16 protein-coding genes and 2 pseudogenes are annotated in these 18,899 nt (G+C 69.4%); 10 read left to right on the top strand and 8 right to left on the bottom strand.

The window, feature by feature from the left end; genetic code table 11:
• Nucleotides 1-24: 24 nt before the first annotated feature.
• Together WME85_RS42850 and WME85_RS42845 are read right to left on the bottom strand one after the other, a co-directional pair.
• A complete protein-coding gene (locus WME85_RS42850; RefSeq protein WP_437304827.1) occupies nt 25-804 on the bottom strand; it encodes a nucleotidyltransferase domain-containing protein in 780 nt (259 codons plus the stop codon).
• Entirely contained in the window at nt 801-2,102 is a 1,302-nt protein-coding gene (locus tag WME85_RS42845; protein ID WP_437829994.1) for a DNA polymerase beta superfamily protein, read from the bottom strand. The genes WME85_RS42850 and WME85_RS42845 overlap by 4 nt, the downstream gene beginning before the upstream one ends.
• Nucleotides 2,103-2,116: 14 nt before the next feature.
• On the opposite strand from WME85_RS42845, the pseudogene WME85_RS42840 reads away from it, so the two are divergent.
• Nucleotides 2,117-2,479, top strand: a pseudogene (locus tag WME85_RS42840) (AAA family ATPase); the annotation flags it as partial.
• A 105-nt stretch (nt 2,480-2,584) separates the two neighbouring features.
• Entirely contained in the window at nt 2,585-3,589 is a 1,005-nt protein-coding gene (locus WME85_RS42835) for an AAA family ATPase (RefSeq protein WP_437842525.1), read from the top strand.
• A gap of 150 nt (nt 3,590-3,739) precedes the next feature.
• On the opposite strand, the gene WME85_RS42830 is transcribed toward WME85_RS42835, so the two are convergent.
• Nucleotides 3,740-4,633 (bottom strand): SDR family oxidoreductase, encoded by an 894-nt coding sequence (locus tag WME85_RS42830; protein WP_437829992.1) that lies wholly within the window; start codon nt 4,631-4,633, stop codon nt 3,740-3,742.
• A 93-nt stretch (nt 4,634-4,726) separates the two neighbouring features.
• On the opposite strand from WME85_RS42830, the gene WME85_RS42825 reads away from it, so the two are divergent.
• Nucleotides 4,727-5,647: a LysR substrate-binding domain-containing protein gene (locus tag WME85_RS42825; protein ID WP_437829989.1), complete on the top strand. Its 921-nt coding sequence runs from the start codon at nt 4,727-4,729 to the stop codon at nt 5,645-5,647.
• A 159-nt stretch (nt 5,648-5,806) separates the two neighbouring features.
• Here the strand turns inward: WME85_RS42825 and WME85_RS42820 are convergent, their stop codons facing one another.
• Nucleotides 5,807-6,289, bottom strand: a complete 483-nt coding sequence (locus tag WME85_RS42820) for a hypothetical protein (RefSeq protein WP_437829987.1) — start codon at nt 6,287-6,289, stop codon at nt 5,807-5,809.
• Between the two features lie 490 nt (nt 6,290-6,779).
• On the opposite strand from WME85_RS42820, the gene WME85_RS42815 reads away from it, so the two are divergent.
• The 5 genes from WME85_RS42815 (at nt 6,780) to WME85_RS42795 (ending at nt 11,419) form a co-directional block, all read left to right on the top strand.
• Complete coding sequence (locus tag WME85_RS42815) at nt 6,780-7,493, top strand: hypothetical protein (protein ID WP_437829984.1); 714 nt, start codon at nt 6,780-6,782, stop codon at nt 7,491-7,493.
• Nucleotides 7,494-7,512: 19 nt separating this feature from the next.
• Nucleotides 7,513-8,022, top strand: a complete 510-nt coding sequence (locus tag WME85_RS42810; RefSeq protein WP_437829982.1) for an RNA polymerase sigma factor — start codon at nt 7,513-7,515, stop codon at nt 8,020-8,022.
• Nucleotides 8,019-8,786, top strand: a complete 768-nt coding sequence (locus tag WME85_RS42805; RefSeq protein WP_437829979.1) for a DUF4384 domain-containing protein — start codon at nt 8,019-8,021, stop codon at nt 8,784-8,786. Before WME85_RS42810 ends, WME85_RS42805 begins: the two co-directional genes overlap by 4 nt.
• Nucleotides 8,783-10,369: a caspase family protein gene (locus WME85_RS42800; protein WP_437829977.1), complete on the top strand. Its 1,587-nt coding sequence runs from the start codon at nt 8,783-8,785 to the stop codon at nt 10,367-10,369. The genes WME85_RS42805 and WME85_RS42800 overlap by 4 nt, the downstream gene beginning before the upstream one ends.
• 348 nt (nt 10,370-10,717) lie before the next feature.
• Complete coding sequence (locus WME85_RS42795; protein ID WP_437829975.1) at nt 10,718-11,419, top strand: phytanoyl-CoA dioxygenase family protein; 702 nt, start codon at nt 10,718-10,720, stop codon at nt 11,417-11,419.
• A 73-nt stretch (nt 11,420-11,492) separates the two neighbouring features.
• Here the strand turns inward: WME85_RS42795 and WME85_RS42790 are convergent.
• Nucleotides 11,493-12,101 (bottom strand): annotated as a pseudogene (locus WME85_RS42790) (pectate lyase); the annotation flags it as partial.
• A 1,338-nt stretch (nt 12,102-13,439) separates the two neighbouring features.
• Here WME85_RS42790 and WME85_RS42785 point away from each other — a divergent pair.
• The gene (locus WME85_RS42785; RefSeq protein ID WP_437829973.1) at nt 13,440-14,687 is read left to right on the top strand and encodes a pectinesterase family protein; all 1,248 of its coding nucleotides are present in this window, start codon (nt 13,440-13,442) and stop codon (nt 14,685-14,687) included.
• A 264-nt stretch (nt 14,688-14,951) separates the two neighbouring features.
• Entirely contained in the window at nt 14,952-16,325 is a 1,374-nt protein-coding gene (locus WME85_RS42780) for a pyridoxal phosphate-dependent decarboxylase family protein (protein WP_437829970.1), read from the top strand.
• Nucleotides 16,326-16,462: 137 nt separating this feature from the next.
• Here WME85_RS42780 and WME85_RS42775 read toward each other — a convergent pair whose 3' ends face one another.
• Genes WME85_RS42775 through WME85_RS42765 form a run of 3 tightly spaced genes read right to left on the bottom strand, consistent with a single transcriptional unit; the run spans nt 16,463 to nt 18,863 of the window.
• Nucleotides 16,463-17,638, bottom strand: coding sequence for a trans-sulfuration enzyme family protein (locus WME85_RS42775; RefSeq protein WP_437829967.1), 1,176 nt, complete (start codon nt 17,636-17,638; stop codon nt 16,463-16,465).
• Between the two features lie 23 nt (nt 17,639-17,661).
• The gene (locus WME85_RS42770; protein WP_437829965.1) at nt 17,662-17,808 is read right to left on the bottom strand and encodes a hypothetical protein; all 147 of its coding nucleotides are present in this window, start codon (nt 17,806-17,808) and stop codon (nt 17,662-17,664) included.
• Nucleotides 17,805-18,863, bottom strand: coding sequence for an inosamine-phosphate amidinotransferase 1 (locus WME85_RS42765; RefSeq protein WP_437829964.1), 1,059 nt, complete (start codon nt 18,861-18,863; stop codon nt 17,805-17,807). Before WME85_RS42765 ends, WME85_RS42770 begins: the two co-directional genes overlap by 4 nt.
• Nucleotides 18,864-18,899: the final 36 nt, after the last annotated feature.

The following is an 18,899-nucleotide window of genomic DNA, read 5'->3' as shown; positions in this document are numbered from 1 at the left end:
CAGGTCTTCAAGCCCTCTCCGCGCTCAGAGCCGCGCCTTGCGCAGCGCGAGCAGCCAGTCGTTGAGGTCGCCTTCGTTGCGCGGCTCCTCCGGCAGCACCGCGCGATCGTGGGCCGCCTCGAGGGTCGCGAAGGCCCGCGCGATCTGCTCTGCCCAGCGCCCGGCGGCCTCGGGGGAGAGCTCCGCCTTCTCGCCGGCCCGCTTCGCCTCGATGAGCTCGCGCGCGGCGCTGAAGCCGTAGAGATCGAGGAGCGCGGTCACGTCGGTGACGATCTCGCCTGTCCGGAGCGCGTGGGCGCCGGTCAACGTGGTCCTGAGGACGTAGAGCAGCTTCTTCGCCGACGTGCGGCCGCCCGTCTCCCAGGCGCGGAGCTGGCTCGTGGCGAACCCGATGTAATGGCGGAAGATCCGGCGCGACAGGGCCTCTGCGACGAGCGGGCGGAGCGACGCGAGGTCAGGATCGATGTGGAGCTGGAGGGGGCCGAGGATCCGCTCGATGTAGTTGCCGTTGCCCTGGAGCACGCCGAGCAGGACGGGGTGGATCTCGTTCGACGAGTAGTCGATCTCGACGCCGTCGATGACCTCCAGCCGCGAGGGGCTCGCGCCGCTGCGCAGCAGGCCGAGCAACTTCTCGGTCGGCTCGACGTGCACCGCCTTGAGGTCGAGATCGCTGTCCGGGGAGGGGAAGCCGTAGGCGTGCGCGCCGCTCAGGGCGACGACGAGGTGCGGGCGCTTCGCCTCTTCCTGGGCGATGACGCGCGCCGCGACCTCCTGCTGATGTGCCTCGAGCACCTGGGTGTTCATCCCTCGTCCTTTCTTTCAGCGCTGCCGCGTGCTGGGCTCGCGTCCCCGTCGTCCCAGACCGCGACAGGCGCGGGGGGAGCGTCCTTGCCGAGCGGTCCTGGCGCCGCCGCGAGGTGCCGCCGGGCGACCTCCTCGCGGACGCGCCGGAGGAGCGCGTCGGCGCGGGGCACGTCGGGGTGCGGCGGGAGCTTCGTCGCGAGCCGCGCGGCCTCCAGCTCGGGTGTCATCGCCTCGGCCAGCTCGATCGTCCGGTCGAGCGGCCAGGCGCCGGCCTTGATGGCGAGGAGCGTCTCGCGCAGCTCGCCCTCTACGACCAGATCGACCTCGCCGTCGCGCAGCCAGCGGACGGCGGTGGCGATGAGGCGCACGAGGTTGTAGGCGTTCTTGGGGCGGAGGTCGCGGGCGGGGTCGAGCGAGGTCCTGCCCGCGCGCGCGAAGGCCGCGAGCGAGGCGAAGTCGCGCGCGGGCAAGAGGCCCTGGTCGTGGAGCGAGCGGTAGAGCTGCTTGATGTACTCCTTCGCCTGGAGCTCCCTGTCGGCCTCGGTCGGCGCGGCGCGCGGGCTGATGGCGGCGAGCTTCCGGGCGATGTCGTCGAGCGACAGCGCGGGGTCGTCCGCGAGCCAGTCGAGCACCCGCTCGCGGTGCTCGGCGAGCCGGTGCGCCTGGGAGAGCCGCTTCAGCTGCGAGAGCGCGTAGCGGCCGAAGCTGCCGTAGATGGCCGACGAGACGAACGCGCCGCGCGCCTCGAGGAGCCACGCGCCGATCTCGTCGCGCGCCTCGGCGGTGCGGACGAAGAGCAGCTCGAGGGTGTTCGGATCGGCGCGCAGGGCCTGGCGGATCGCCTTCTCGACCTCCCAGTACGAGGCGCTGCCGTCCGTGCTCACGAGGTCGCGGGGCGGCTCGGCGAGGCCCGTGGTCCAGGGGAAGGGGAGCGCGAAGACGCCGCGCCTGTCGGTGTCGGAGCCCTCGTGCGCGAGCCCCCACGCGCGCGACCCGACGACGGCCTCGAGGACCACGGCGGGCCGGAGCGCGTCCCAGGCGGCGCTCCGCCGCTCCGCGTGCCGCACCTGGCCGGCCTTGCGCGGGACGAGCTCGTCGCGGCGGTAGCGGACGACGCCGATGCCGACGAGCATGACGTCGAGCTCCGCGCCGGCCGAGGCGACGACGCGCCCGATGGCGCCCTGCGGGACGCGGCGCTCGCCGAGGACGCGGTCGACCCGGGTGGTCACCTCCGTGCCGTGCGGCAGGGGGACGGCGAGCGGATCGAGGTGGGTGAGGCCGCGCAGCCGGAGGTCCATGAGCGGACGCTACCATGCAGGAGGGCGTGGCCGAGCGGGCTCGTGCGGGACGTACGGCGCGGCTTTCCGTGCCTTGCGGAGGTCGCCCGAGCGGGCTCGGTGGGGTGGGGCCGTGGCGCGCGGCGGGTCCTGCTGGGGGGCCGGTGCGCCGGGGGGCGGCTGCGGTACGGTGGCCGACGATGATCACGCGGATCGAGGTCGATGGGTTCAAGTCGCTCCGCGGCTTCGCGCTGGACCTGGAGCCGCTGACGGCGATCGTGGGCCCCAATGGCGCTGGCAAGTCGAACCTGCTCGACGCGCTTCACCTCCTGTCGCGGCTCGCCCAGACCAGCGTCACCGAGGCGCTGAAGGGCGGTCGCGGCGCGATCCGGGATCAGTTCTCGCGGCTGCGGGACGGAGCGGCGGGGCGAATCAGCATCTCGGTGGAGATGCTCCTTGGAACAACCAGGGCCCCTGATTGGGAAGAGCAGCTCCCGACGAGGGTGCTGCACAGGACCGAGATCGGGCGCACCGTTCTTTCTTCAGGCATCGAGGACATCACCATCGATGAACAGCGATTCGTCATCCTCGATGATCTGGCGGCGGATACGTGGATTGCGCGACATCCGGCGCTGCTGCCGCTAGCTCGTCACAACGTCCCGAGCTACACCCACAGGGAGAGCGTTTTCGAGCTGGAGGGCCCAAGACCCGTCACCGGGCCGGACACTCGGGGAGGGCGTTGGAATCACTTCGGCGTGGAGTGGGATCCTGCCTTCCTCGGGGACCTCCCGCAACGCGGCATTCTGGCAGGCGCCCGCTCCGGGAGTCTGCTCGCCATGGTTGCAAAACAGCTCAGCGCGATCCGCGTCATTCACTTCGAACCATCCAAGCTTCGCCTCTCCAGCGACCGCGCCGCAGGCCCGGCCCTCGCAGCCGACGGCTCCAACCTCCCGACGGCGCTCGCCGCGCTAGCGCCCGCGGCGCGCGGTCAGATCCGGGCCGACCTGGCGGAGCTCATTCCGGGGTTTCGCTCATTCGAGGTGGTTCCAGCCGATGAGGAGCTTCGCCTCGAGGTGGATTTCACGGACGGCGCCCGCGTACCCGCCCGCGTGCTCTCGGACGGCACATTGCGTCTCATTGCATTGCTCATCCTCCTGCGCGGCTCGCCGACCGGCGCGCTGGTAGCCGTCGAGGAGCCGGAGAATGGCATCTATCCCGGCTGGCTACGCGCGCTCATCGGCAAGCTCGTCGACGCGACGACACCCCGCGGCGACATCCTTCCGCCGCAGGTGCTGCTCACGAGCCATTCGCCCGCGATCCTCGCCGCGCTCCACGGCAGGCCCGAGTCGCTCGTCTTCGCCGATCTCGTCCGGCGTGGAGAGGACCTCCGCTCAACGCGCATGCGCCATGTGCGCGCCGGAGACGGTCCGGAGCGCGATCCGGGCACCGTTTCCCTGCGAGAAATCGAGCGCATCCTGGACGCCGCGCGCCTGGAGGACGAGGCGTGATCTGGCTATGCGCAGGCGTTTACGCCGAGGGCCCCACCGACGATCGGTTTCTCTGCAACCTGATCAACCGGATCTTGCCGCCGCTCGCCATCCGCCGACCTGCGACCCGACAAAAGTTGAGCAACTCACCCAAGGTGGATGGCGGCGGTGTCAGGCCGCGACCGGCGTGAGCAGGGCTTCGCGGTGGCGCGCCAGGAAGCTCCGCACGTCCTCCGCGGGCTTGCCGGTGAGCTCCTCCACCGCGTTCGTGGCCACGTCCAGCGCGCCGCGGGCGATCCCCTCGTCGAACGAGGCGAGCAGCGCGGCCACCTCGGCGGGCATGCCGGCCTTCTGCATGCCCTGCTCCAGCGCCTCGCGCGGGACGGGGACATAGGCGATCGGCTTGCCCGAGAGGTCCGACGCGATCCGGGCGATCTCGCCCTGGGACACGGCTGCCGGTCCGGTGATATCGAGCACGCGCTTGCCGTTGAAATCTGCCGCCAGCGCCGCGGCCGCGGCCCTGGCGCAGTCCTCGCGCGTGACGTAGCCGGTCCTGCCGTCCCCGGCCGCGGCCACGAGCTGGCCTGTCGCCAGCGCGCGCCGCAGCGAGGCCACGAGCAAGTCGGCGTAGAGGTTGTTGCGCAGGACGGTGGCCCCGAGACCGCTCTCCGCGAGCGCGTCCTCCGTGCCCTGGTGGTCCGGCGCGATCGTGATCGGCGAGCCCGGCCCGGGGTTGGTCAACGAGGTGTAGACCACGTGCCGCACGCCCGCCTTCACGGCGGCCTCGATCGCGCCCCGGTGCTGCGCGATGCGCCGGCCCGGGCGGTCCAGCGCGTCGGTGCTGATGAGCAGCAGCCGCGCCGCGCCGGCGAACGCCTCCGCCAGCGAAGCAGGCGAATCGAAGTCCGCGCGCCGCACCTCGACGCCGCGGGCGCGGAGCTCGCCGAGCCGCTCCGGGTGCCGCGTCGTGGCGATGAGGGGACCCGCGCCCTGCGCGAGCAAGAGGTCGACGACGCGCCGCCCGAGCTGGCCGCCGGCGCCGGTGACGAGGAGAGGCTGAGACATGGTGAGAGCTCCTTGTGACGAGGTTGATGAGAAGAACTCTGGATCTGTCTCGTATCTGGTTCAATGAGCGATTTTTGGCTACTGTGTTCCGAAATGGGAACAATGGACCTGAACCACCTCTCCGTGTTCGCGGCGGTCGCCGAGACGGCGAGCTTCACCGCGGCGGCGCGCCGGCTGGGGGTGCCCAAGTCGACGGTCAGCCGGGGCATCGCGTCGCTGGAGGCGTCGCTCGGCGTGCGCCTCTTGCAGCGGACGACGCGCAGCGTGGCGCTCACGACGGCCGGGCAGGCGCTCGTCGATCGCGTGGGCTCACGGCTCAAGGCGCTGACCGAGTCGATCGAGGGGCTCGCGGAGCTCGCGGACGAGCCGTCGGGCGTGCTGCGCCTCACCGCGACGGCGGACTTCGGCACCGAGGTGCTGGCGGAGCTCCTCGCCGGCTTCTGCCGCCGCTACCCGCGCGTCACAGTGGAGATGCACCTGTCGCACCGGCCCGTGGACCTGGTGAAGGAGGGGTACGACGCGGCCTTTCGCTTCCTCCGGAAGAAGCCCCGGGACTCGACGCTCGTCGCGCGCAAGGTGGGCGAGCTGAGCTTGCAGTTCTATGCCTCTCCCGCGTACCTGGCCGCGCGGGGGACGCCGCGGACGCTGGACGATCTCGCGGAGCACGACTGCGTGGCGCTCACCGGGACGAGCCCCTTCGCGCGCGATGAGGCGTCGCGCGCCCGCGCGCCGCTCCGCGTCCGGTTGCTCGCGGACGACGGGTTCTTCGCGCGCGAGGCGGTGCGCCACGGCGTGGGGATCGGCCTGCTCCCCGCCTTCCTCGCCCAGCAGGACGTGCTCGCCGGCGCGCTCGTCCGCGTGCTGCCGCGCTGGACGACGCCGATGGGCGGCGTGTTCCTTGTGTTCCCGAGCGGCCAGCACCTTCCGAAGAAGACGGTCGCGCTGCGCGACCATGTGGTGGAGGCGCTGCGCGTGCAGCTCACCGCGCGCGCGGGTCGCGCCGGGGAGACCTAGCCGGCGCGCGCCGTCCTACCCGCCGGCGTGTACTGGTTCCGCCCGCCAGCAGTCCGGCCAGGGTGGGCGGGACTTCTCATCACATCGGCGAAGCGGGCGGTCCAGGCGCTCATCACGGGCGACCTTGCACGGCTTCACAACGCGGGCGGACGCGATCGATCAACGATACGGTCCCTGGCGCGGCGCCTCACCATCGAGCACCGACACGTCCACGTGCTCGTCGAGCCCCTCGAGTTCCTTCACGTGCCACTCGACCAGCATGCAGCCCGCGCAGATGTACGCCTCGAGCTTGCCGACCCTCCGGCTCCTCCAGACGCTCGGCTGCGCGATGGCGAGCTCGCTCCCCCCGTTGCCGTCCGCGTCGAGTACCTTGGGCGCGTGGAGGATCTTCCTCGCGCCGCATGCGGGGCAGCGGAGCTCGTCGCGCATCGACGCGGATCGCCGCGCGAGCAGCGCCTGGACCTCGCGCTCGAGCCGCCCCACCCGCTCCTCGAGGGAGCGCTCCGCCGGCGCGCCCGCGGCGTGGGGATCGGTGACGGGATCCGCGACGGGCGCGCTCGCGGCGCGGGGGAGCTGGGCGCCGCAGTCCAGGCATGAGACATGGGCCTCCGGGCTCGAGCGGCCGCACGTGGGGCAGTCCATGCCGACAGGATACGGGCGATTTCCCGCGGAGCGAACAGCAGGAAGGCCCGATCTCACGCCACCAGCGAAGAACCGCGGCGACGTGTCCAGCACGATGGGTGACGCTCTCCCTGCGGTCGACCTCGCCACGAGCCCCTGACCCGTCAGGCCGCATGCACGGGCGCGTGTCAGCGCGCACGCAGCGTCAGTCAAAAATTGCATCGGCGCGGTAAAACAAAAATCGACGCCGACCCGTGCCCAGACCGGGCCCCCTGCGTTCTTTCCAGATCGAAGGGGACGCCGACGGCGGCTCTTCCCCGGGCGCCGCGCGCCGCGCTGCGAAACGGCCGGCGCCTCGCCAACCATCCAGGAGAGCTCCGGTGAGACCGACCGCCCCACGGGCGGCGATGGCGCCGCTGCGCGCGGCGTCCTCTCGCGGACGGCTGGCCTGCTCATTCACCATCACATCACCGTATCACCAACCCTTGTTTGCTTTTCACGGAGGAATGTCATGCAATCTCGTTCGATTCTCTCGCTTGCGCTCCCGCTCCTGCTCGCCGCGTGCGGCGACCCCCAGGTGGGCTCCGACTATCCTGGAGAGGCTCTGCTGACGGTGCGAGGCACGATTACCAATGAGCTCGGCGAGGCGCCCGCGGGGCCGATCGACGCCTTGCTGGTCTGGAACATCGAGAAGAACGGCAGCGGTAGCGAGAACTTCCCCGTCCGGGCGACGGCGGTCGGGAGCTTCCCTGCGAGCTTCACGCTGTCGATCCATGAGCCCCCGCCGGAGAGCGGGCTCAACGATTTCAGCGAGCTCGGCCTCGATGGCACCAGGGTCGGCATCGGCATCATCGTGGCAGCGCGTAGCGAGGATTATGCCGACTCGGAGCCCAGCTGGCTCGGCGTCGATGAGCACCACGTGATCGTGTACGTCGAGAGCGAGATGGACGAAGACGGCGCCTGGTCGAAGCTCTTCGGCGGGCCGCTCGCCCCGGGGTACCACGTCATGGATGCGGTCCCGCGCGAGCCAGGAAGCGCGCTGGACGCAGAGGGGCAAGCGGCCTTCGACGCCTGCGACGCCGCGGCGACGACAGAAGCGGAGCACCTGGCCTGCGGGGCGCATACCGTGAAGCTCAAGATGCGCCCCGCCGCAGACGGCGCGAGCACGGCGCTCACGGTCCGCATGGCGCCGCCGGAAGATTTGGAGTTCCCCGACTGGCACTGATCGTGGTACACGCTCGGACGTGGAGGATCGCGAGGCGCTGGTGTCGCTGATCGAGGCGGCCTACCGGCAGCATGGGCACCTCGTGCTGCGCCGGGCGCGGCGGCTCCTCGGGAGCGAGCAGGAGGCGCGGGAGATCCTCCAGGATGTCTTCGCCTCCCTGCTCGGCGAGCCCGGGCAGCTCGACGGCAAGGGCCCGATGGTGGGCTGGCTTTACGGCGCCACCACGCACGCCTGCCTCAACCGCATCCGCGACCGCAAGAACCGGCTTCGGCTCATCGACACCCACGTTGCGCCCCTGCAGCAGGAGAGCGCGGCGGCGTCCGCCGAGCACGCTCTCCTCACGCGGGAGCTCCTCGCGCAGCTCCCGGGCGACCTCGCGCAGGTCGCCGTCCACTATTACTCCGATGAGATGACCCACGAGGAGATCGCGCGCGTGATGGGCTGTTCCCGTCGGCACGTCGGCAATCTGCTGGAGCGGCTCAAGGCCACGCTCTCCGACCGGATGAGAGAAGGGAGCTCGAGTTCATGACACCAGCGCGACCCGAAGGGTGCCTCTCGGAGCTGAAGCTCGACGAGCTCATGGCGGGCGAGCTCGACGCGGCCGCGGCGCAGGAGGCGAGCGCGCACGTGGCAGGCTGCTCGCGGTGCTCGGCGCGGCTCTCCGAGATGGAGGCGGCGCGCGCCTCGTTCGCGGCGTCGGCGCCGCCCCTGCGGCTCGATCGAGGCGCCACGGCGGGCCGCCCCGCGACCGATGCCCGCCCGCGGCGCCGATGGCTGGCGCCCGCGGCGGCGAGCGCGCTCGCCGCGGCAGCGGCGGTGCTCCTCTTCTTCCGCTTCAATGCAGCGCCGGGGGGACCAGACGCGGAGATCCCCGGAGAGCGCATCAAGGGAGCGGAGCGCATCGGCTTCTACGTGAAGCGCGGCGGGAGCGTCCTGCCCGGCGGGGCAGGCGAGCGGCTCCTGCCCGGCGACGCGATCCAGTTCACGTACTCCAGCGCCGAGGCGCGGTATCTCATGATCCTGAGCGTCGATGGGGCGTCGCAGGCGAGCGTCTATTACCCGAGCGGCCCGGTCGCTGCGCGCATCCAGCCTGGTCGGGATGTCCTTCTCCCGCAGAGCACGGTGCTGGACGACACGCTCGGCACCGAGCGGATTTACGGGGTGTTCTGCGCCGAGGCGATCGCGGTCGAGCCGCTCCGGGCCGCGCTCGCGGCCCACCCCGACGCGCCTCCCGCCCCGCCGGGCTGCGACGTCGACGCGCTCACGGCGGAGAAGGTCGCGAGGTTGCGGTGAGCCTCGGTCGTCTCGCGGCGCTGGCCGCTGCGGCGTGCGGCCTTGTCGTCGCCTCGGCGGCGCCGGCCGAGGCTCGCGTCGAGCGCTTCGCGGTGCTCATCGGCAACAACGCCGGGGAGAAGGGCGAGGTCGAGCTCCGCTATGCGGAGGACGACGCGGCGAAGATGCACGACGTGCTCAAGGACCTGGGCGGGTTCCCCCCGGCGAACCTGGTGCTCCTGCGGAGCGAGGGCGCGGAGACGGTCCGGCGCACGCTCATCACGATGAACGACCGTGTCCGCGCGGCGATGTCGAGCCCGGACACCGATGTGCTCTATCTCGTCTACTACTCTGGCCATGCCGACGGGAACGCGCTTCACCTCGGGCCCACGCCGCTCTCGCTGACGGAGTTCGAGCAGCTCGTGCGCGGCTCGGCGGCGTCGGCGCGGCTGCTGATCGTGGATTCGTGCCGCTCCGGGGCGCTGACGCGCGCCAAGGGCGGGACGACGGCGCCGCCCTTCGTCATCAGGCTGGATCAGCGGCTCGCGGGGCAGGGGATGGTGACGCTCGCGTCGAGCTCCGGGAACGAGGATGCCCAGGAGTCCGATGAGCTCAAGGGGTCGTTCTTCACCCACGCGCTCGTCTCGGGGCTGCTCGGGACGGCCGATGTGGATCGAGACGGAGCCGTGTCGCTCGAGGAGGCGTACCGCCACGCGTACGAGAGCACCTTGCGCGCCACGAGCCGCACGTGGGCTGGCGCGCAACACCCCACCTTCCGTTACGACCTTCGCGGCCAAGGCAAGCTCGTCCTGACGGAGCTGCCGGTCCATGCGTCGTCCCGGGGCGTGCTCCGGTTCCCGGCCGGCAGGTCCTATCTCGTGATGCGGGACGCGAGCGAGGGCCCGGTGGCGGCCGAGGTGGGGGCGAGCGACGCGACACGGACGATCAGCCTGCGCCCAGGCCGCTACTTCGTGCGGGGCCGAGGCCCCGATTTCCTCCTGGAAGGGAGCGTCGAGGCCGAGGCGGGGAAGACCGTCGACGTGGGGGACGAGCGCTTGAGCCGCGTCATGTTCGCGCGGCTCGTGCGCAAGGGCGGCGGCGTCCGCGAGGTCGCGCACGGGCCGGTGGCCGGCTATGAGATGAGAACGCCGCTCGTCGAAGGGAGCTCGCTTTGCCACGGCGGCTTCGTCGGATACGGGATCGAGCTCCAGCAGATGAGCCTCGCGGCCCGGCTCAGCGCGTGCCACAGCGCGTTCCGGAACGAACATCTCACGGCGAGCAACGATGACCTCGGCCTGGACGTGCGCCTGTCCCATGCGTGGGATCTGCCCGTGATCACCCTCGGCGTCGGCGTGGACGCCGGCCTCGCGGTGATGAGGCAGCGGTTCGAGACGCAGGGCTACGCGCCCGACCGCCTCGGCCTCGCAGGGGCGTTCGGCGCTGGCGCCGGGGCGAACATCGATCTTCTGGGAGGACTCTATCTCGGCGTCGAGGCTGCAGCGCAGACGTACGTGTTCAAACAGCAGCGCGCGGGCGGCGGCGAGGGCGCGATCGCCCCTTCGGTGGCGGCGCGTCTGCGGGTGGGCGTCGGCATGAGCCTCTGACCTGCGCTCGGTCTCTCGGGCAATGCCGTCCCGAGGTGCCCCCTGGCGCTCTCGATTCCTCGCTCTTGCGGCGCCAGCTTGACAGCGGCCCCGATCCAACGAATGCTCCGATGCGCGGGCTCTCTCCGAGCCCGGCCCCTCGCGCTGCCGCCGGCACGGCTCGCATCGGGGCGAAGAGGGCGCTGCCCTTCGGCGGTCCTGGATCGCGATGCTGCCCTCTTCCGTCGGTGCCGGCCGGCAAGGTTCGATCTCGGCAGATCCCATGATCAGGACCGGTGGTCGGTCCTCGGTGATCTGCGCGAGCTCGAGCGCCGCGAGGTCATGATGAGCAGTTCAGCGAGAGACCGGATGGACGCCTTCCGCGCGCACGGCTTCTTCGTCGTGCGCGCCTTCCTCGATGACGCCGAGCGCGCAGCGCTCCGCCGCGCGTGCGACGTCGCGCTCGTCGGCGCGCGAGCGCGCTCCCTGGAGACGGGCCACTCGACGCCCAGGATCTCGCTCCTCACGGACGGCGCGACCTGCTTCCAGGACGATCCCCGCGCGCTGGAGCGCATCGCCGGGTTCTTCGGCTCCGGGCGCGTCTGCGAGCTCCTCGCCGGCCTTTCCCGCCCGGGAGAGGAGGAGACGCCGCGCCTGAAGGACGCGCACTATTACCACGAGCAGACCCGGCGTGACTGGGATGGTGACTGGCATCGAGACAGCCAGTTCGGCCAGCCCGATCCAGAGGTGGAGCGCGCGGTCGTCGCGACGACCACGGCGGTGCACTTCCGGGTGGCGCTGGAGGACGACGACCGCCTCGAGATCGTCCCCGGATCGCACGCTCGCTGGGACACCCCGGACGAGCTCCGGATCCGCAGGGGCGCCGATCGGGACGCGCCGGACATGCAGAACGCCGCGCGCTTGGCGTTGCGCGCCGGCGACGCGTGTGTCTTCCACGCGTGGTCCATTCACCGCGCGACCTACCGGAGGGCGCCTCTGCGTCGCACGATCGACGCCCTCTACGCCTTCGCCCGCCCGGCCGTACGCCGGTGGCCGTCTCCCGCGAGTTGAGCGCGATCTGAGCCAGCCGGGCAGGCCGGGAGGTGGTCCCCGGCCTGCTCGCCTTGCCGCGCGCGCTCCGTCGTCAGTACGGGGTGTTGTTCGACGTGGTGATCCTCGACGAGGACAGGCCGATGAACAGCGAGTCGCCGATGTCGCTGTAGCGGGTGTTCGTCATCGAGACGGTGCTGGTGCTGCTGTCCGTCCTGAAGATGGCCTCGTCCATGTGCGAGATGTCGCAGCGGTCGATGAAGACGTCGACCTTGAACGTGGTCCCGCCGTTTTGCCGGATGAACTTGCCGGCGTTGGAGGCGCGGAAGTTCGAGACCCGGAACGTGCTCGCGGCGTTGATCTGGAAGACCTTGTCCTCGCCGTTCACCGCCGAGCCGCCGTTGAGGACGACCGTGCCAGACTCCTTGATCGTCATGGCGTCCTCGCCGATGTCCTCCCAGACGATGTTCTCCAGCGTGACGTTCCCGTAGGTGTGGATGCCGTCCGCGGCCGGGGCGCCGAGGACCACGTTCCTCAGCACCGCGCCGTTCTCGAGCTTGAACACCGGCTTCTGGCTCTCGGACTGGCTGCCGTCCCCGAGCGCGCGGCCGGCGATGAACCGCCTGCCGCCGCCGTCATAGACCTGGCCCGACCTCACGACGATCGTCGCGTCGACGACCCCGCCGCTCCCTGTCGTCGTGCTGCCGCCGCTGCCGCCCGAGCCGCCGCTGCCGCCCGAGCCGCCGCTGCCGCCCGAGCCGCTGGAAGAGGAGCTCGACGTCGAGCTGCTGGTCGAGCTGCTGCTGCCCGTCGGCACGAGCTCGATGTAGTCGACCTTGATGTCGTAGTCCGAAGCACTGGAGCTCTTGCCGCTGCAGACCAGCTTGAACTCGACGGTGCCCGAGAGGCTCTTGGTGCCGAGCGTCACCGTCTTCCAGCCATCGCTCGAGGACGACGAATAGCCGTCGAGGTTCCCCACGGAGGCGCCGTTCACCTGGAGCTGGTAGTTCCCGTAGATGTTCCGCTGGGCATAGCGCACCACGACCCGGTACTCGCCCGCAGCGACCGATTTCGAGAACTTGAAGTAGTCTCCGCTCGCGTTGGCCTTGAGCCGCACGCTGGTCGAGCTCGCGTCGAACCCGTCCCCCGACGAATTGGACCAGGACTGGGACTCGGCCTCCAGCCGCGTGGTGCTCACCGCCTCGCTCGCGCCGTCCATATCCATCATGGCTTCCTCTTCCGAGAGGCAGCCGGTCGCGATGACCCCCACGGCGCCGAGCGCCAGCAGCACATGACGAGCAAAAGTCGAGTGAAGCTTCATTGTTTCAGTCCTTGTTCAAGTAAGTTGTCGAACCGTAAAGCCGCCTCGCGAACGCCTCGACCCGGCGCACGCAGCGCCGTTTCCAGCCCTGCGCGCCGTGCTCGAGGTGCCCTGCGCTGCGTCGCAGCACCCCTGTCAGCAACACGCGGGCCAACTGCCGTCTGGCCTTCGAATGCTGCAAGCTTGCGTTACTGTTGGATATTTCCTCGAAGAACGACGCGGATTCCCCCGCTGTCCGGCGGCGCGTTCTGCGTTGTCACGCAGGGCTGTAGACCGCGTCAACCCGGAGTTGACAAGGCGGGCGCCCGGTAGCGCCGCCGATCATGTCGGTAGGCGACAGGCACGTCGGATGTAGGGGAACCGAGCATGTTCGAATCACCCTCCCCGAGCTTCTCCGCGAACCGACCGGCGTGGTGTTGTGCCGGGTGGTGCACGTCTTGCAGTGCTGCATCGTGCTCTCGACAAAGGTCAGGTCGAACGGTGGACATGAACAGCAATTTCCGTCGGATTGTCGCGTTTCCTCTCGCGCTCGTCGCGCTCAGTCTCTCCGGGTGCGGCGGCGACGACTCCAGCGGTGGAGACCCGACAGGCGCGTCTTCCTCGGGTGGAGGTTCAATCGCTCCGGATGCCTCCAGCAGCTCGTCCTCCGGGGGGATCTCCGGCTCCGGCGGTTCGTCGTCGGGCGAGGGCGCTGGCCCTGCGAGCAGCTCCACGGGCGACATGGCCGGCACCGGCGGCACCGGTGAAGGCGGCACCGGCGGCACCGGTGAAGGCGGCACCGGCGGCACCGGTGAAGGCGGCTCCGGTGGTTCCGGTGAAGGCGGCTCCGGTGAGGGCGGCTTCGCGGCGGGGACCGAGACGCGCCCGCAGCTCACGGCCGCGCAGGCGGCTCATCATACCATCCTGGAGCACCTGAAGAAGGCCGGCGACATCGCCTCCGGCCTCGTCGCGGACTCCTGGGATCCCACCGCGGGAGTCGGCGATGTCGGCGGCTTCACGCCCACGTACTCGGTCGCCGCGAGCGGGGGCACGCACCGGACGGTGCAGTCCGCGATCGACGCGGCCGTGGCCTCCGGCGCGACCAGCCGGGTCTATATCCAGGTTGCGTCGGGGACTTACCGCGAGGTGATCTGCGTGCCGGCGGCGGCCCCGCCGATCACCCTGTACAGCACCAGCTCCGACGCCAGCCGCACCGTCATCGCCTACAACAACCACAGCGGCAAGACCAAGGCGTCGGGCGCGCCCGCCAATCCCTGCAACCCGAACCTGAGCGCGACGACCTACGGGACCAGCGGCAGCGCGACGTTCGCCGCGTACGCCGACGATTTCCGGGCCAGGAACATCACCATCGCGAACGACACCGACGAGAGCGCCGTGTCCGGCGGGAAGCAGGCCGTCGCGCTGATGACCCAGGCCGACAAGCTGATCTTCGAGAACGTGCGCCTGCTCGGCAATCAAGACACCCTCTACGTGAAGACGCCGAACGCTGGGACCGTGTCGCGCGCGTACTTCAAGGGCTGCCACGTGGAGGGCGACGTGGACTTCATCTTCGGCCGCGGCACCTTCGTGCTCGACGGCTGCACGATCAAGTACCTGACCGCGCGGCAAGGCGCGACGGGCGGGTACATCGTCGCTCCCAGCACCGACGCGCGCAACGAGCACGGCATCCTCGTCATCGACAGCGACCTCACCGCCGAGGCCGGCACGCCAAACGGGCTCGTCTACCTCGGCCGCGCCTGGGATGAGGGGCAGAGCGATCTCACGACGTACGCCGCGAACGTCGCGAGCGGCGTGTACCCGAACGGCCATGCGGTCATCCGGAACTCCACGCTCGGCGCCCACATCCGAGCGGACGATCCCTGGCACGCCTCGACCGTCAGCCGCCCTTACAGCTCCACGGCGGGCACGTACCCCGCGAACCGCTTCCACGAGCACGCGAACACCGGGCCCGGCAGCGCGCGGCTCTGAGCGGGGCGCGCCCGCGTGCGACCCGCAGGTCGAGCGCCAAACGAGGGAGAGGGACGAGCGCGTTAATCCTGCGATAGCTGGGGATGAATCCTGCGCGGTGCTTGCGTTTCCATTTACAGTGCTCTAGCATCTCGTGGCACCGCAAAGATCACCTTCGGAACGAGGCGCCTGTTCGAGGATGATCGCATACAGCAATCATCTCCCGGTGGGTAGGATCTCTCGAATCCCCCAGCACCGCCGGGGTTCACCTGTTTGTTCATCGGAATGACGAAGACCTTGCACGGCTCGACGGACGAATCGGAGCACTTGGCGCGTCGAGTGATAGACATCGTACTGCGCCGTGAACGGGACGCTTGGCCGCTCGGCGGCCAGGTAGAGCCGGCGGTGCTGGCGCAGCGGGTTGGGAAGACGATCACGCCAGCGGGCCTCGGGGAAAAGGAGGCGCTGCGGCGCTGGGTCGACGAGCTGGCGCCGGCAACGGTGGCAGCCGATCACCCCCGGTACTTCGCGTTCATCCCCCATGCGCCGACGGAGGCGTCGGTGCTCTTCGACCTGGTCGTGAGCGGAGCCGGGCTCTGCGCGGCCAGCTGGCTCGAAGCTGCGGGCGCTGTCCACGCCGAGAACGAGGCTTTGCGCTGGATAGCCGACCTCGCCGGCTTCCCCGCCGCAGCCGGGGGCACCTTCGTGCCCGGCGGGACCTTGGGCACTCTCTCGGCTCTCCATGCGGCGCGACATGCAGCGCTCGTGCGGCGCCAGGGGGTACGTCCGGCCCGCTGGAAGCTGGCAGCGTCGACCGAAGGCCACTCGTCGATCAAGCAGGCGGCGCGCATCCTCGACGTCGATCTGATCGATGTCCCCGTTGATGGCCGCCACCGCATGACCAGCGCGAGCCTCCGGGCAGCGCTCGACGCGCAGGGGGACGATGGGCTCTTCGCGGTGGTCGCATCGGCGGGAGGGACGAACCTGGGCCTGATCGATGATCTCTCCGGCGTTGCGCAGGTCTGCCGCCAACGGGGTGCATGGCTGCACGTCGACGGAGCCTACGGGCTCGCGGCGCTGGCCGCGCCGAGCAAGCGAGCGGCTTTTGCCGGGATCGAGATGGCCGACAGCTTCACCGTCAATCCGCACAAATGGCTCTTTGCGCCCTACGACTGCTGCGCGTTGGTCTACCGCGAACCGGCCCAGGCGAGGGCGGCGCACAACCAATCAGCGGCCTATCTGGATCCCATCAACGAGGGCACCGATTGGAATCCCGCGGACTACGCGTTGCAGCTGAGCCGACGCGCTCGCGGGCTCCCTTTCTGGTTCTCGCTCGCCGTTCATGGAACGGACGCCTATGCTGCGGCGATCGAGACGACGCTGACGCTGACGCAGCAGGCGGCAGAAGCGATCCGCGCGAGGGCGTTTCTGGAGCTGCTCATCGAACCTGAGCTGAGCGTCCTCGTGTTCCGCCGCCGCGGCTGGTCCGCAGCGGACTACAATGCCTGGTCGGCCCATCTGATCGCCTCGGGCGCGGGGTTCGTCGTACCCACGACGTTCGAGGGCGAACCGGCCGTGCGGATCGTCATCATCGACCCGCGGAAGACGCACGCAGACATCGAGCGAGTGCTCGACTCGATGAAGGACGCTCCTCGCTGACCGGGCCTGAGGGCGAAGCCTGGAGCCCGTCGTCGGCCTGCCGGGCCACGCTGCCGGGCCATGATCGATGGAAACGTCGCGCTGCGCTGAGCGCAGCGCCGGTCGACCGCGCTCGAAGCAACGGTTCCAGCAGAGCCTCAGCTCAACTTCGCGAGGGCTTGCGCGAGATCTGCGATCAGATCGTCCACGTCTTCCAGCCCGACCGACAGGCGGAAGAGATCGTCGGCCGGCCTGCTACCTTGTGAGGCCTCCCCATCGGCATCCTGGACCATCGAGTGCGACATCGATCGAGCATGCTCGATGACGCTATAGATCCCTCCCAGGCTCACCGACAACCCGATGATCTGGGTCGCCTCCAGGAGCCGTGCGATGTCGCTCGCAGGACCCGCAACGGAGAAGGAGATGACGCCCCCGCCGCCGCCGAGGAGCTCGCGCGCCCGGTCATGCTGCGGATGCGACCGCAGGCGCGGATAGCGAACCGACGTGACTCGGGGGTGCGCCTCCAAGAACTCGGCGATGCGGGCGGCGCTCGCGTTTTGTTGCGCCACGCGCACATGAATCGTCTTGAGACCCTCGGATACGAGCCAGGCCGCGTGCGGATCCATACAAGATCCATACAGCGTTTGCTTGCGCCAGACCCTCTCGGCCAGCGCATCCGAGCACATCGCGGCGCCACCGTGGACGGCGAAGTGGCCGCTCAAGTACTTCGTCAGGCTGTGAACCACGACATCGGCTCCCAGGGTCGAGGTCTCCAGGACCCCGGGAGGGGTGAACGTCGCGTCGCAGATGCTCGTCGCCCCGTATCGCGAGGCCAGCCGGCAAATCTCCTTGCAGTCCGGCAAGATGAGCTCTGGATTGCTCAGCGCCTCGAAGTACACCGATCGGCAGCCATGTCGGAGCAGCTCCTCGAGCTGCTCCGTATCCTCGGGTACGAAGAAGCGAACCTTGTAGCCAAAGCGTCGCATCTCTTCGGCGCAGAACCTGAAGCTGTCGCCGTAGATACGGGTCGACACCGCGAGCGTGTCGCCAGGGTCGTTGAGGGCGAGCAGCACGGTCGTGATCGCCGACATGCCCGAAGGAAAGCCGATCGCGGTCTCCGTCTCCGCGAGCGACGCCAGTTGCTTCTCCAGGAAGCTGACCGTCGGATTCCCCCAACGCGTGTAGTAAGAGCTCGGTCGCGTCGCGTGCTCCGAGCCGACAGCGACATCGTAGCTCGGCATGCGGAAGAGCGTGGTCTGATAGATCGGCTGAACTACCGGCACATTCTCTGCGGCGACCGGCTTTGTGAGGAGAAGTCTAGAGCTGCTTTTCACCGGAACCTCGTAGGAGCTTGCGGCTATCGCCGCGCCGACGCTTCCTGGTCATCGTGGCCGATGAAGCGGATGGGCATCGAGCCGCCCGCCGCCAGCTCCGGCTGGCCGGCGACGCCATGGAGCGCGGCCGATGCCTCGAAGGAGCCAGGCACCTCGCCGTGGTGCTTCATTCGCAGTACGATTCCAGATTTCCTCGACGCCGAACATCCAGCGTGACGCAGTGAAATCCCCCACCGAGGGTGCGGCCATGGCGCAGTCGCAGCGGGATCACCTCCACGCGGTGCCGTTCGAGCAGGCGGATCAGGCGTGTCTGATCTGCGTCCACGACGGCGAGGTGCGGGCTGAGCATCAGCAGATTGATCCCCAGCCAGATCGACGCGCTCGGCGCAAGATCCGAGTAGTGCACGACCTCCATCTCTGGAGCTACGATGATCTCCCAATCCCTGAGCGGAGCCGGAAGGTTGTCCTTGTTGACGCGCTCTGGATTGATCAGCACGAGGCCAGGACGTATGGGGGCCAGGGTGGTGTCTATGTGCGATCCGCAATAGAGGTCGCGGCAGGGATGGACGCGGTACTCTGGCCCGAGCGCGCTCTGCAGCCACTGTGCGCCCAGCTCGTTGCCGGTGGACGATACGAGGTAGATGATGTCGCGCCCGAGGCGGAGCACGTTGGCAGCATCGAAGGCGGGTTCTATTTCTCGTAGGGTCGGCTGAGCAGGGTTGCTGGTCTCGTACAGCTCATCCGTCAGCGACGGCTTTGGCGCCGAGAGCCAGCGTGAGCCGTGCTTCAGGTACCCAACGATGATATCGCGGTAGGCCATGGACTCAAAGTACCGCGAACGGAATGGATTCGGTGACTCGATGACCGTGTCGCCGATCGCGAGCAGGACGTCTCGCGGGCAGTACGGAAAGTAGTATTCTGATTCCCAGAAAGGCGTTCGTACGAGGCCGGGGAACTCGATCGGCTTTGGCCTCTGGACGACTATGCCCAGTCTGTCCAGCACCTCGATGAAGCGCGCGAGATCTTCTTCTGTCTCCTCGATCACCTTGGCCGGGAACCTTCGGTCCTGGGGCGATTCGAGTATGTGCCGCGTGTTGGGCTCGATCGCGTTCATCCCGTGGTCGAGATAGGGGAGCTGCGCAAACTTGGCGCTGCCGACGATCACCTCTTCCAGCGGATCCCACTCATTGTGTACTTCAACGCTGAGTTTTTTGTTCGCAAGCATCGTTCTGCTCTCGATCCTGTAAAGTCTGTGATCGTT

Origin of the sequence: Sorangium sp. So ce1153 (assembly GCF_051521595.1) — a bacterium.
Lineage (GTDB): Bacteria > Myxococcota_A > Polyangia > Polyangiales > Polyangiaceae > Sorangium.
The sequence above is the reverse complement of the archived record's forward strand: the minus strand, read 5'-3'. Positions and strand labels throughout refer to the sequence as shown.

Bases quoted from the DNA above. Each gene is read 5' to 3' on its own strand.
- WME85_RS42850 (WP_437304827.1), bottom strand. From the start codon at position 804: ATGAACACCCAGGTGCTCGAGGCACATCAGCAGGAGGTCGCGGCGCGC.
- WME85_RS42845 (WP_437829994.1), bottom strand. From the start codon at position 2,102: ATGGACCTCCGGCTGCGCGGCCTCACCCACCTCGATCCGCTCGCCGTC.
- WME85_RS42830 (WP_437829992.1), bottom strand. From the start codon at position 4,633: ATGTCTCAGCCTCTCCTCGTCACCGGCGCCGGCGGCCAGCTCGGGCGG.
- WME85_RS42825 (WP_437829989.1), top strand. From the start codon at position 4,727: ATGGGAACAATGGACCTGAACCACCTCTCCGTGTTCGCGGCGGTCGCC.
- WME85_RS42820 (WP_437829987.1), bottom strand. From the start codon at position 6,289: ATGGACTGCCCCACGTGCGGCCGCTCGAGCCCGGAGGCCCATGTCTCA.
- WME85_RS42815 (WP_437829984.1), top strand. From the start codon at position 6,780: ATGCAATCTCGTTCGATTCTCTCGCTTGCGCTCCCGCTCCTGCTCGCC.
- WME85_RS42805 (WP_437829979.1), top strand. From the start codon at position 8,019: ATGACACCAGCGCGACCCGAAGGGTGCCTCTCGGAGCTGAAGCTCGAC.
- WME85_RS42795 (WP_437829975.1), top strand. From the start codon at position 10,718: ATGGACGCCTTCCGCGCGCACGGCTTCTTCGTCGTGCGCGCCTTCCTC.
- WME85_RS42785 (WP_437829973.1), top strand. From the start codon at position 13,440: ATGGCCGGCACCGGCGGCACCGGTGAAGGCGGCACCGGCGGCACCGGT.
- WME85_RS42780 (WP_437829970.1), top strand. From the start codon at position 14,952: ATGACGAAGACCTTGCACGGCTCGACGGACGAATCGGAGCACTTGGCG.
- WME85_RS42770 (WP_437829965.1), bottom strand. From the start codon at position 17,808: ATGAAGCACCACGGCGAGGTGCCTGGCTCCTTCGAGGCATCGGCCGCG.
- WME85_RS42765 (WP_437829964.1), bottom strand. From the start codon at position 18,863: ATGCTTGCGAACAAAAAACTCAGCGTTGAAGTACACAATGAGTGGGAT.